At 38.3% G+C, this 12,368-nt stretch carries 13 protein-coding genes; 4 read left to right on the forward strand and 9 right to left on the reverse strand.

The window, feature by feature from the left end; translation table 11 throughout:
• Positions 1 to 306: an RNA 2',3'-cyclic phosphodiesterase gene (thpR, locus tag J2X07_RS13915; RefSeq protein WP_310259778.1), complete on the reverse strand. Its 306-nt coding sequence runs from the start codon at positions 304 to 306 to the stop codon at positions 1 to 3.
• 118 nt (positions 307 to 424) lie between these two features.
• Between thpR and cysK the strand changes: the two genes are divergently transcribed.
• Complete coding sequence (gene cysK / locus J2X07_RS13920; RefSeq protein WP_310259780.1) at positions 425 to 1,360, forward strand: cysteine synthase A; 936 nt, start codon at positions 425 to 427, stop codon at positions 1,358 to 1,360.
• Between the two features lie 282 nt (positions 1,361 to 1,642).
• On the opposite strand, the gene J2X07_RS13925 is transcribed toward cysK, so the two are convergent.
• From J2X07_RS13925 to J2X07_RS13935, 3 genes are read right to left on the reverse strand one after another with little or no spacing between them, the layout of a single operon-like run.
• Positions 1,643 to 2,824, reverse strand: coding sequence for an MFS transporter (locus tag J2X07_RS13925; RefSeq protein WP_310259782.1), 1,182 nt, complete (start codon positions 2,822 to 2,824; stop codon positions 1,643 to 1,645).
• Positions 2,825 to 2,851: 27 nt separating this feature from the next.
• Positions 2,852 to 4,258 (reverse strand): dipeptidase PepV, encoded by a 1,407-nt coding sequence (pepV, locus tag J2X07_RS13930; protein WP_310259785.1) that lies wholly within the window; start codon positions 4,256 to 4,258, stop codon positions 2,852 to 2,854.
• 22 nt (positions 4,259 to 4,280) lie between these two features.
• Positions 4,281 to 5,297, reverse strand: a complete 1,017-nt coding sequence (locus tag J2X07_RS13935; RefSeq protein ID WP_310259788.1) for an ion channel — start codon at positions 5,295 to 5,297, stop codon at positions 4,281 to 4,283.
• Between the two features lie 406 nt (positions 5,298 to 5,703).
• On the opposite strand from J2X07_RS13935, the gene J2X07_RS13940 reads away from it, so the two are divergent.
• Complete coding sequence (locus tag J2X07_RS13940) at positions 5,704 to 5,922, forward strand: DeoR family transcriptional regulator (protein WP_310259789.1); 219 nt, start codon at positions 5,704 to 5,706, stop codon at positions 5,920 to 5,922.
• Positions 5,923 to 6,141: 219 nt separating this feature from the next.
• Here J2X07_RS13940 and J2X07_RS13945 read toward each other — a convergent pair whose 3' ends face one another.
• Positions 6,142 to 6,765, reverse strand: a complete 624-nt coding sequence (locus tag J2X07_RS13945) for a PRC-barrel domain-containing protein (RefSeq protein ID WP_310259791.1) — start codon at positions 6,763 to 6,765, stop codon at positions 6,142 to 6,144.
• Positions 6,766 to 6,806: 41 nt separating this feature from the next.
• On the reverse strand, positions 6,807 to 7,535 hold the full coding sequence (locus J2X07_RS13950) for a pseudouridine synthase (protein WP_310259794.1): 729 nt from the start codon (positions 7,533 to 7,535) through the stop codon (positions 6,807 to 6,809).
• Positions 7,536 to 7,637: 102 nt separating this feature from the next.
• Here J2X07_RS13950 and J2X07_RS13955 point away from each other — a divergent pair, with 102 nt between their 5' ends.
• Complete coding sequence (locus J2X07_RS13955) at positions 7,638 to 8,063, forward strand: DUF6884 domain-containing protein (protein ID WP_310259797.1); 426 nt, start codon at positions 7,638 to 7,640, stop codon at positions 8,061 to 8,063.
• Between the two features lie 53 nt (positions 8,064 to 8,116).
• Here the strand turns inward: J2X07_RS13955 and J2X07_RS13960 are convergent, their stop codons facing one another.
• Positions 8,117 to 9,721, reverse strand: a complete 1,605-nt coding sequence (locus tag J2X07_RS13960) for a putative polysaccharide biosynthesis protein (RefSeq protein ID WP_310259800.1) — start codon at positions 9,719 to 9,721, stop codon at positions 8,117 to 8,119.
• 198 nt (positions 9,722 to 9,919) lie between these two features.
• Between J2X07_RS13960 and J2X07_RS13965 the strand changes: the two genes are divergently transcribed.
• Entirely contained in the window at positions 9,920 to 11,182 is a 1,263-nt protein-coding gene (locus J2X07_RS13965) for an NAD(P)/FAD-dependent oxidoreductase (protein ID WP_310259802.1), read from the forward strand.
• A gap of 2 nt (positions 11,183 to 11,184) precedes the next feature.
• Here the strand turns inward: J2X07_RS13965 and J2X07_RS13970 are convergent, their stop codons facing one another.
• On the reverse strand, positions 11,185 to 11,373 hold the full coding sequence (locus J2X07_RS13970) for a sporulation protein Cse60 (protein ID WP_310259805.1): 189 nt from the start codon (positions 11,371 to 11,373) through the stop codon (positions 11,185 to 11,187).
• A gap of 135 nt (positions 11,374 to 11,508) precedes the next feature.
• A complete protein-coding gene (locus tag J2X07_RS13975; RefSeq protein WP_310259808.1) occupies positions 11,509 to 12,144 on the reverse strand; it encodes an SDR family oxidoreductase in 636 nt (211 codons plus the stop codon).
• Positions 12,145 to 12,368 lie beyond the last annotated feature (224 nt).

A 12,368-nucleotide genomic window follows, 5' to 3' on the forward strand; every position in this document is an offset into this window, starting at 1 on the left:
TTAAAGACTCCTGTTCTTCAATACCCGCCAAAAAATCCGTGGACTTTCAGCTCTGCCGAAAAATCCAAAGTGGTCAATATTTACCGGGAAAGTTTCATAGGAAGTAACTAATTCTTTTAATAACGGAAACAATATTTTTAATTGGTCTTTTTCTGTTTTCCCTAAAAAAGCAAGGGTAATATGATAATCATGAGGATGTACCCATGTTTTAAACGATGCTTCCTTTTTAATCTCATCACATATTTCAGAAAGCACTGCCTTAACTTGTACAGGAAGCTGCAGCGCAATGAATAAATGCCGTTCCAAATCTGGTTCACCGCTTTCTACATAATATTTTATCAGATTTTAAGTGGTCCTTATGATTTTTTACCCGAACAAGTTATTTGTTATACTAATGAAAGCAGTAAAAAGGGAGTGCATATGAATGAAAGTCGTAGCAAATATTGCTGATCTAATTGGAGATACACCTATTGTTAAGTTAAATCGACTGCCTCATCCTGATGGAGCCGATGTATATGTCAAGCTTGAATTTTATAACCCTAGCCGCAGTTTAAAAGACCGCGCAGCTTTTAATATGATCGTACAAGCTGAAAAAGCAGGACTGCTCAAAGAAGGGGCAACTATTATTGAGCCCACTTCCGGCAACACAGGTATTGGTCTGGCGATGAACGCTGCTGCTCGCGGATATAAATCCATTATCGTAATGCCCGACACCATGACAGAAGAAAGAATAAATCTGCTTAAAGCCTATGGTGCTGAAGTCGTGCTGACTCCTGGAGACGAAAAGATGCCTGGCGCTATTGCAAAGGCAAGAGAATTAGAAAAAGAGATTCCAAATAGTTTTATGCCGATGCAATTTGAGAATCCATCCAATCCAGATGCACACCGCCATACGACTGCTTTAGAAATTAAAGAAGCAATCGAAATAATCGGAAAACCTTTCTCCGCTTTTATCGCACCTGCAGGAACAGGCGGTACGATTACGGGTACAGGGGAAGCACTTAAATCGTTCTTTTCCGATTTGACAGTACATGTTGTTGAACCTAAGGGATCACCTGTATTATCAGGAGGAAAACCAGGTAAACACAAACTTGTTGGTACGAGTCCAGGGTTTATTCCAAAAATCCTTAATCAGGATGTATACGATGAAATTATTCAAGTTACTGATGAAGATGCTTATAACATAACAAGACGTCTGTCTCAAGAAGAAGGAATCCTTGTCGGACCTTCTTCTGGAGCTGCTGTTTTTGCAGCCCTGAAAATCGCAGAAAAGCGTAAAAAAGGCGAGGTGGTTATTTGTATGACTTGTGATTCTGGAGAACGGTATTTATCCAGTGACTTGTTTCAGTTTGATAATTAATAAATGCTTTTTTGATAACCTTTGTTGTTCTTATAAGTAGTTGATTTCCGTTCCAGGCTGCTCGCTTTCCGCGGGGTGGGCGGTGAGCCCCATTGGCACTTTGCGCCGTTAGGGTCTCACCTGTCCCGCTGCGCCCGCAGGAGTCTCGCACCTTGCACTCCAACCAACTTGTCAATGAAGTCTCTTGTCGAAAATGTCCTAAAAGCAACAATCTTTTTAAAAGAGAACCTGAAAAAATGAACAACATTAAAAACATCCCGGGACAGTAATCCCGGGATGTTTTTATATCGCTCGTTTAGCCAATATTAGCTCTTTATTCTGCATTCTTGATAAAACCATTACCATAAAAAGGCCTGCTAGAGTCAGTACAGCAAAGAATAAATACGTATAAAAGATAGAGTATTTATCAAAGATGGCACCGCCAATAAACGTACAAAACCAAGAACCTAATCCATTGCCTACTGCCGTATACAAAGAAACGGCTGTTGCTCTCACCTCGCTTGGTGTATATATTCTTACATACTCCATCGCAGCCGGAATGAACAGCCCTACTGAAAACCCTTGTACGACAGTTGTCGCAAGCACCACTGGAAAGGAGGGTTCAAAGAAATAAAAGGTCCAGCGAAGAGCTGATATTGTAGCAGCAAACATCATGATTGGCATGATTCCCCATTTCTTTATCGTAAGACCTGCAAATTTCATAAAAGGCGCCTCACTGCCAGCCGCTAATAAAAAAGCTAAGCCAACTCCAGCTAACGTTCCCCCGGTTTCTTGAATATAAAATCCAAAATAAAAGTTATTTGCAAAAATCGGACCAAAAACAAGAAATGTCGCAGATAGGAAAACGATAAATGAAGGCATCTTCGCAAGCTGTCCAATTCCTTTTCGCAGATCCGTTTTTAATGATTGATTTTCTTTAGGCATATTGGATACAAATCCTATACAAAGAATCAGTACACCTGAAAAAAGATAAAAAATAATATGCACGCCATAAATTTCAGCAAATCGGCCTGCAATATAAACGGCAATCGCAAATCCTATCGCTCCAAAAAGCCTATAGTTCCCATATTGTTTGTTTTCTTTCTGAACATAATTAAGCAATATGCTGTCAGAAACAGGTATTAGAGCACTTTGAATAAATGAAAACAAAATTAATAAAAGCAACAGCCACAAATAAGCATTTAGGAGGTGAATACTGTATCCAATAAAGGCTGTAAAAAGTAAACAAAAACTTAATACGGCTCTAGGACGTCTGGAGTAATCCGTAATCATCCCCCACATCGGCTGAGCAAAAATCATCACAACTGGACTGATTGACATCAAAGTACCAATTTCCGTCCCTGATAGACCTACTTCCTCTTTGAAATAAACGCCTAATAACGGGAATAAGCTTCCAATCCCAAAAAAGCAAAACAAATAAAAACCTTTTAAACTAAAGGAGGTTTTATCGATAGTTTTCTCCATGATGCAGCCCTCTTCTCTTTCTTCTCCCTATTTTGCCAATTCATAAATAGCTTGCGCATAAATTGCAGCAGATCTTAACAAATCGTCCACATACATGTATTCATCTTTTTGATGAGCAACGTCTTCACGTCCCGGGAACAAGGCCCCAAACGCAACACCCGTTTGAAGTGAACGCGCATAAGTTCCTCCTCCGATCGCTATCAGCTCTCCTGGTTCACCTGTTTGCTCTTCATAGACTTTTTGAAGTGTTTTAACAAGCGGATGATTTCCATCCACATAATTTGGAGGGTTATTCTCGATCACTCTCATCGTCAAGTTGTCTTGATCTGCGCGCTTGGACAATGCAGTTTCAATCTTCTCGCTGTTATGTGTAACAGGATATCGGATGTTCATGCCCACCTTGCCGCCTTCAGATTCACTATATTTAATCACTCCAACATTTACGGTTAAGCTGCCGCTAGCTTCATCATTTGCAGCAATTCCAATTTTCTCACCCGTAAATTCGCCGCTAACATCCGAAAGCAGTTCTAAGAAGGTTTGATCTGAATCATTGAAAGAAAGACTGCACAAAAACTGTGCTAGCTCTAGTCCCGCATTCACACCGACTTCTGGGGTACTTCCGTGTGCCGATTTCCCTTCAGCTTTTAACGTAAGTAGGTTATCTTCCTTTGTGGTCTCATAGCTAAAACCTTTTGTTGCTGCATATTTTTTAAATTTTTCTTCAGCTTCTTTTAATGAACCGCCTGCCACTTTCGCGATCGCTTTGTCTGGTACCATGTTTAAACGCTGACCGGATTCAAAAGACACGAGGTAAAGTCCTTCGTCAGATTTTGCATTTTTAGCATTTATTTTAAATTCCACATCAAATATTCCCTTTTCCGCATTTATGATCGGAAAATCTGCATCAGGAGCAAATCCAAAATCAGGCATTTCTTCGTTTTTAAAATAATGTCTGACACATTCCCAATTGCTTTCTTCATCACAGCCTATAATCATTCGGATTCTTTTGGATAAAGGTAATTTTAATTCCTGGATGATTTTCATTGCATAAAAAGCAGCCATCGTAGGACCCTTATCGTCGCTCGCTCCTCTTGCAAAGATTTTGCCGTCTTTGATTTCTCCTCCAAATGGCTCAACTGACCAGCCTTCACCTGCAGGTACGACATCGACGTGGCAAAGAATCCCGAGAAGCTCATCTCCGTTTCCGATCTCTAAATGACCAGCATAACCATCCAAATTTTTTACTTCCATGCTGCTTTCTTTACCAAGATTAAGCATGTACAAGAGTGCTTTTTCAATTTCCGAACCAAAAGGAGCTCCTTCTTTCCTTTCAGCTTCATTCAAAATACTAGGAATTTGCAATAGTCTCTTTGTATCTTCCAACAAATCATTCTTTCTTTTCGCTACTTCTTCTGTCCAATTTATGTTTGACATGAATCTGCATCCTTTCTTTCTATTAAGCTTGGGCTAACAGGGAATCATACACTTCTTTTCTGCAAATGATATATAATCTTGCATCGTCACGGATAGGTTCATCTAATTTTTTATTGATGCCAAGATCATTACCATCTGCAATTAACGTTGCTCCTTCTCGTAAAAGCCCTTCAAATGCGTCTTTATAAGTTTTCCACTCTTTTCTTTTTCTTACTTCAAACAAATTTTCCCCATGTTTATGTGAGAGCAGCTGTGAATAAATATCTGTAATTCCTTTTGAAAATGCTGAGCGCACTGCCATACGTGAAACCGTTTCATGACTGAGTACAAATTCATCTACCTTAGCATGCCTGAAATTCTTGATATGTTCTTCTTTTTTTATTTCAACAGTACTATGAATGTGAGGAGTCAGTCTTTCAACGGAGGTCACGATGAGCAGCGTTTTTCCATCAGTCAATGCTGCGTCCTGGATTGAATCATCTGAAAAAACTAAAACTGATCTGGCTTCCTTTAGATTAGCCTGTATTAATACCTTCTCTGTGGAAGGATCGCCTTGTATGTAATGAACATGTTTATGTGTAAAGGGTGCTGCAGGCAAATTATCAATTAATACGATATAAATTTCAGGATGTGTTTCAAGTATTTCCGAAATGGCATACCTCGCTTTTTCAGACCATCCTATAATAACAAAGTGATTCCTGCCTTTAAACTCCAACCTGCCTTCCTCCCTGCGTTTACGATTTGCACCTAATGATTCAACTAATTTCCCAATAGCTAATCCTGCAATGCCGATTCCGATTAAAAAGATGAAAATCGCGTATATTCTGCCTGCGATACTCACAGGATAAAAATCACCATAACCTACTGTTGTAACAGTAGTCATCACATACCAAAGTGCATCAAACCATCCTGGAAATGTTTTCGGCTCTAACATACGCATTACAATCGATGAAAAAATGACGATAACAAAAGTAAAAGAAAAAATGCCTAGTTTGTCTAATACAAATAATTTACCGAAAACTTTCCGTAGTATAAACACACTGCCACCCCATCCTGCACGTTTTCTATGTTACATTGTAACTCAAATCATGAGTAAATTGTGAAGTTGTATAGAAAAGATTGGAAATGAAAATGTATTGACTTTTTTCTGTTTTAGAGTATAATATAGACGTAATTAGGAGGTGTGGTTTGTTACCTGTACTGACAATTTTCCTTATATGAAGGATAAATATGTTCGTAATGAAGGTTTTGCTGCATAGCCGCACTGACATATATTTTTTAAAACTGGCTTACGCAGCGAAGAACCGATTTAGGTCTTCGCTTTTTATTATAAGTAAATAGTCATAAAATTTAAAAAAGATTGTAATCAAACGTTCATACTTCATTAACTTTTAATTGGTATCATATACATGATATCAACTAAATTAAAAACAAGGAGTGGTTTTTTGAGTCCTTCAACTGACAGAATGTTGAATCGTGTGAAAGCCCTGTATTTGTTTATACGAAAAAAAGGAACCGTTACAACACGAGAACTAGTTGAAGAATTTGGAACAACACAGCGTACAATACAGAGAGATCTTAATGTACTATCTTATAACAATTTAGTAACCAGTCCTGCCCGCGGAATGTGGGAAGTGACACAGAAAAAAGTTAAAGTATCCTAATCAATTAAATTTAATAATAATTTGTTCATTCAGAAGCAAGAAGGTCGAGGAAGTAAAGTTTTGAGGAACACAGCGTATTAAACATACGTGAGTACCGTAGAAACAAAACTGACGACGAGATTCGCCGCTTATCAGTGAACAAAAAAACCGTTTTTCTAGCTCTATCTGAGCTGGAAAAAACGGTTTTATTTTTGTTTTATTTTTACTCATGTAAACGGATTACAATTCTTCAGGACTATTTCTTAATAAAACATCAGGGGTGTTTTCAATTCTCCACTCTTGTGTTTTCCAATCGGGACTCCCTACTATAGGCATGAACTTCTCATCATGGCCTAATAAACTCTTCCAAAATCCTTCAGATAACATAAAGCCCATTACTTGCTGATTTTCTGTATCCATTACAAGATCTTTAATCTTACCAATCTTCTCATTGTTTTGATCAATTACTGTCCAATCCTTTATTGCCTGAAAGGAATAACATTCAGCTGGTTCTTCGATTTGGCGCTCATTCCCTTTAAACACAACTTTATCTTCATCAAATGCTACAATTTGATGCCATGGAATGAAGAAGGTTTCTTTTGGAGAACGAACCTCTGTTTCTGAAAAACTCCCTCCTGTTAACGGCGTGTTATGTGAATTTATACCCGAAGTTGCCGCAATTACTGTTTCAATATGGTCATCACCACGGCTATATTTATGTGCATCGAGGTCCTCTGAGTAAGTAATGTAACATAACCGATGATCGTACTTGTTAAACAGGATGTCGTTTACTTTGTGATCATTTAACGGAGCAGCATCATGTTCAGCTTTCGTTCCAATCAATTTATCAGCATATACAACCATAGGGATTCATCTCCTTTTAAATGGAAGATACCCCTTATTTTTTATTCAAAAACATCTTCTTTTTCACATAATAAATCAAGTTCCTCTTCCGACAGCTCTCTATAAGATCCCAAAGGCAAGGTTTCATCTAGTTTCAAGTTCCCCATTTGAAGTCTTTGCAGATAGACTACTGTCCGGTCAACCGCTTCAAACATTCTTTTTACTTGATGGAACTTTCCTTCTGTTATGGTTAATAACACTTCTGACTCTTCACTATCATCTTTTATGACTTCCAGTTTTGCAGGTTTGGTTACATATCCGTCTTCTAGTTCGATTCCCGCTTTAAATTGTTCATGGGCAGACACAGGAACTGAACCATTTATTTTTGCAAAATAGGTTTTGGGCACATGTTTTTTTGGTGATAACAACGTATGCGAAAGTTGTCCATCATTCGTTAATACCAAAAGGCCTTCTGTATCCTTGTCCAGCCTACCTACCGGAAAAGGTTCAAAAGCCAATACGTCTAGATCTAACAAATCAATAACTGTTTTGTGCCTTGAGTCTTCAGTAGCAGAAATGACACCTTGAGGCTTATTCATCATTAAATAAATAAACTCTCTATAAACAGCCTTCTCTCCATATACTTCTACTACATCCGCTTCCGGGTGTGCTTGAGTCTTCGGGTCTTTAATGATATCTCCATTTAATGTAACGGCACCTGATTTTAAGAGCTGTTTTACTTCTTTTCTGCTTCCGTAGCCTGTGTTGGATAACCATTTATCTATACGCATGTGAACTGCCACCTTTTATAATCTATTTTTCCTATATTATTGTAAAAAAATTGATTTATTTTGTATAAAACGGGGTAATTTAGTACTATAGGAGGAATTGGAATGAAAAGGAAAATAGGTCTTCTAGCAACTGCACGAAAAAAAGCTTTAAAACCTTCGGCAGCGATTGAATTATACATAAGTCCTTTATTTGTAAAATCCGTTCGATATGCAGAAAACCATTATGATGAATTTTTCTTTTATAGTGCAAAAGAAGGACTTCTGCAAAAGGATCAGCAAATCGAACCGTACAATGTCTCCATTAAAAATTTTTCACCTTCTGAAAAAAGAGAATGGGCAGAGAAAGTAATCTTGGAATTACTAGAGCATGTAAACCCACAACAATCAATCATATATCTACATGGCGGTTTGGTTTACCGCGAGCATCTTCAGCCAGCCTTAGAAAAAGCAGGATTTCAATATGAAGTGCCATTAGAAGGCTACAGTATTGGAAATCAGCTGAAGTGGTACGACGAACAAGATAAATGAATATTTTTCCAAGGGAAAAGAAGGCTTAACAGACAGCCTTCTTTTTTTACGAATTATTTTTTTTTGCTGAGAAAAGGTATGCGGTCCCCGAGTATAATCTTTAACAATCCGGATTGATAACTTAAAAATCCATAGACAGCCCCACCCATAACAATACCGGCAGATAACTTGATAATGGCTTGCCATCTTGTTTCTGAATCACCGAGAAGCACCATAACTCCGATAACAGCAAGAGCCATGATTGAACAAAATACAGTGATAAGCAAGCTTCTTCTATATACCCACTTAAATGAAAAGCCACTGTACTTTTTAATAATATATAAGTTAAACAAGATCGAAATCGTATAGCCAATATCAGTTGCTATTACCGACCCTGTACCTCCAAATAAGAAAAGCAGCGGCTTATTAAGCAGTAACTTTGCCAGAAAACCTGCACTTAAACTAATAAATGCAAACCTTTGCTGATTTAATCCTTGGAGAATAGCTGCTGTTACAGTAAACATCGCAAACCAAAGTGCAGTAGGTGCATACCATTGCAGATAAAATCCGCCAGTATCCATGGATGGCATACCGAACAAAGCACCATAAGCCGGATAGGCCAGAACGCATAGCCCAACCGCTGCTGGAGCTGTTAAAAACAGCACCATTTGGAACGTTTGTGTAATCTGGTTATGCAAAACATCTTTATTCCCTTGTGTAAATGACTTTGTAATAACCGGTATTAACGTTAGTGCTAAGGCTGTTGCTAGTGAAACAGGAATCATTACAAGCTTATGTGCGATTTGAGTAATAATCGCATAAATGGACTCTGCTTCTGTTTGAGAATAAGAAACCGTTTTAAGTGTATTAACAATCGTAAATTGGTCAACCATTTGATAAAGAGGTATCGCTAAACCGACCGCTACAAATGGAATCGCATATTTAATTGTCTCTTTATAAATATCTTTTAATGAGATATCCGCCTCTGTATTGCTTTGATCATACATTTTTTGCAAATGAGGTTTTCGCTTCGCCCAGTACCATAAAAGAACGATAAAACCTGCAACAGCTCCTAGCGTTGCTGCAAATGTTGCAATAGCAACAGCTGTCGTTGTACTGCCATGCATAATATTCATAATGATGTAACTGCCGACGAGAATAAATACGATACGTACAATCTGCTCTACAACTTGTGACACAGCTGTCGGTCCCATTGATTGGAACCCTTGGAAATAACCGCGGATAAGACTCATAGACGGCACGATAATTAATGCGGTACTCACCATTCTGATTACTAATGTAATGTCAGAAACGGTGTTCCCCTTCTCACCGTACTTCCCAATAATATTATGTGCAAGAACGGGTGCAAGCATATATAAGAGAACGAATGCTAGAAAACCGGTCAAGGTCATAATCAATAGACCTGATTTTAATAATCTTCTTCCTGTTGCATAATCTCCTAACGCATTATACTTTGAGACAAATTTAGAAACCGCGAGTGGTACTCCCATTGTGGAAATACTAAGTAATATCGTATATGGGATGTAGGCATAACCATATAATGCCATGCCTTGCTCTCCTACTAGATTGGTAAAAGGAATAACAAAGATCAGACCGATGAATTTCGAAAAAAAGGTTGCGGCCGATAAGATCAATGTTCCACGAAGTAATCGGGACAAACTGTTCAGCTCCTACTTATAATCCTAAAAACATTATTAGTATTGTATCACATTAAAAGCTTCTGTAACCTATTTAACATGCTTACAAATAAAACGAAAAAGAAATGTAATAACCTTAGAAATTAATAGCCTTTTCTGGAAACCTATGCTATTGTATGAAAAGATTTTTAACCGAATGTATAGAAAGTTGGGATTGATATGGTTTATGATTGCGTTGTCATTGGAGGAGGTCCTTCAGGTTTAATGGCCAGTGTAGGTGCCGCACAAAATAAGGCACGCGTTCTTTTAATCGATAAAGGAGACAAATTAGGCCGCAAGCTGGCCATCTCTGGCGGCGGCCGGTGCAATGTAACGAACCGTTTGCCCGTTGAAGAAATCATTAAACACATTCCTGGCAATGGACGCTTTTTATACAGCGCCTTTTCCGTATTTAATAATGAAGATATCATTTCATTTTTCGAGAATCTAGGAATCGAATTAAAAGAAGAAGATCATGGCAGAATGTTCCCTGTATCCAATAAAGCAACAGACGTTGTTGCAGCCCTTTTGCGAAAAATCAGAGAGCTCGGTGTACAAATTCGAACAAATACGCCTGTTAAAACCATTCATTTTAACGATGACCATCATGAGGTCGTACTAGAGTCTGGGGAGACCATTGCAACAAAATCTGTCGTTATTGCTGTAGGAGGAAAATCGGTTCCGCATACAGGTTCTACGGGCGATGGATATGCCTGGGCAAAAAAAGCAGGCCACACGATAACTGAATTATACCCAACAGAGGTGCCGATCACTTCAAATGAACCTTTTATTAAGCAAAAAACACTCCAAGGTATTTCCTTGCGCAATGTTGCGCTGTCTGTATGGAATCCAAAAGGCAAACTAATAAAAGCCCATCAGATGGACATGATCTTTACCCATTTCGGTATATCCGGGCCGGCAGCACTCCGCTGCAGCCAATACGTCGTTAAAGCTTTGAAAAAGTTTAATGTTCCTTCAATTGAAATGCGAATTGATTGCTTCCCTGACGAGCATGAAGAAACAGTAATTGCCGATATTCAAAAAAGAATCTCAGAAGAACCTAAAAAAACGATAAAAAATGTCTTGAGAGGGATGCTTCCAGAAAAATTCCTGCTGTTTTTAATCGACCAGGCGAGTATCGATTGTGATTTAACAGCGGACCAGGTCCCTAAACAAGCGCTGCGTAACCTCGCTCAACACATGAAAAGTTTTTCTTTTCATGTAAATGGGACATTATCGATTGAAAAAGCATTTGTGACAGGCGGAGGAGTTTCAGTAAAAGAAATCGCTCCTCAAACGATGGCATCCAAAATGCAAGAAGGACTATTTTTCTGCGGAGAAATTCTTGATCTGCATGGTTATACTGGCGGGTACAACATCACGGTTGCATTTGTCACAGGGAATATTGCAGGTACTAACGCTGCTTACCATGCTTTTAGCTAATCTCATTTTTTATAAACAATCATAGCGGAGAAAGAGAACATCGTTTCATTTTCTTCATGGACACTATCACAAACAGCTATTTGGTATTTGATATCAATAAAATGTTCGTTTGGGATTTCGCTCAAAAATTCATTGATGGATTCTTCAAGATCTTCTTCATGATCTTCATCAAATAATTTAACTTGAATCATAAAAGCATCCCCTTTGTAAATGATGTAATGGTAAGCTGTCCCTATTTTCAAAAAGGACAAACTTCATTTCAGCATTTCACCATAAGAGGATGCTTTTCCTTTGTTAAACTTTGACTAGTTTTGTCTGCTTATACGTTATACCGATTCAATTGCGGTTTGAATCGGTACTTCACCTTCTATCATTTCAAATACTTTTTTATAAACTTTTTCATTGCCAAGGCTGGCGGCAATTGTTCGTGCGACATCTACACGAGGGATCGATCCGCGTTCATTCAACTTTTCCTTAGCTTCAATTAATCCCATTCCGTCTTCATCCGTTAAAGCACCTGGACGAAGAATTGTGTAATTCAATGAACTGTCCATTAAGATTTGATCGGCTTTGCCTTTAGCTTCTAAATAATGACGCAGTCCTTCTGGTCCTTTTTCAGGTGTATCGGCTGCAATAGCACTCACCATAATAAATTGTTTTACATTATGAGTTTCTGCGAGTTTTATTGATTTAACAGCACCTTCATAATCCACTGCATCTGTCTTCTCAGCTGGTGTATGACCACCAGACCCAGCTGTAAAAACAACCGAATCAATACCATCAAACACATGTTCAAAGTCCTTTTCTAAATCTCCTAATACTGCTTCCACATTAGGCTTCTGAAAATCCTGCTTTTGCTCTTCTTTTCTGATCATCGCTTTTACAGTATGACCTTGTTCAGCAATCATGCCGCATACTAACTTACCTATATTTCCATTTGCTCCGATTACAAGTACGTTCATTTCTCACTCACTCCTTAAACTGATCTACCTATGTAGTGTTTCACGAAAGGGCTGATGTGAAACATGAGGGGGTGAATCAGTGTTTTGCTTGGTATTCGTATTTTACGAATTTCGCTCGTGTTTATCTGATTCCGCTCGTATTTTTCGATTTCCGCTCGTATTTTTCGATTTCCGCTCGTATTTTTCGATTTCCGCTCGTATTTTTCGATTTCCGCTCGTATTTT

The sequence above is a fragment of the Fictibacillus barbaricus genome, assembly GCF_031457135.1.
Lineage (GTDB): Bacteria > Bacillota > Bacilli > Bacillales > Fictibacillaceae > Fictibacillus > Fictibacillus barbaricus_A.

Bases quoted from the DNA above. Each gene is read 5' to 3' on its own strand.
- J2X07_RS13945 (WP_310259791.1), bottom strand. From the start codon at position 6,765: ATGGTTGTATATGCTGATAAATTGATTGGAACGAAAGCTGAACATGAT.
- cysK (WP_310259780.1), top strand. From the start codon at position 425: ATGAAAGTCGTAGCAAATATTGCTGATCTAATTGGAGATACACCTATT.
- J2X07_RS13975 (WP_310259808.1), bottom strand. From the start codon at position 12,144: ATGAACGTACTTGTAATCGGAGCAAATGGAAATATAGGTAAGTTAGTA.
- J2X07_RS13950 (WP_310259794.1), bottom strand. From the start codon at position 7,535: ATGCGTATAGATAAATGGTTATCCAACACAGGCTACGGAAGCAGAAAA.
- J2X07_RS13955 (WP_310259797.1), top strand. From the start codon at position 7,638: ATGAAAAGGAAAATAGGTCTTCTAGCAACTGCACGAAAAAAAGCTTTA.
- pepV (WP_310259785.1), bottom strand. From the start codon at position 4,258: ATGTCAAACATAAATTGGACAGAAGAAGTAGCGAAAAGAAAGAATGAT.
- J2X07_RS13965 (WP_310259802.1), top strand. From the start codon at position 9,920: ATGGTTTATGATTGCGTTGTCATTGGAGGAGGTCCTTCAGGTTTAATG.
- J2X07_RS13925 (WP_310259782.1), bottom strand. From the start codon at position 2,824: ATGGAGAAAACTATCGATAAAACCTCCTTTAGTTTAAAAGGTTTTTAT.
- J2X07_RS13970 (WP_310259805.1), bottom strand. From the start codon at position 11,373: ATGATTCAAGTTAAATTATTTGATGAAGATCATGAAGAAGATCTTGAA.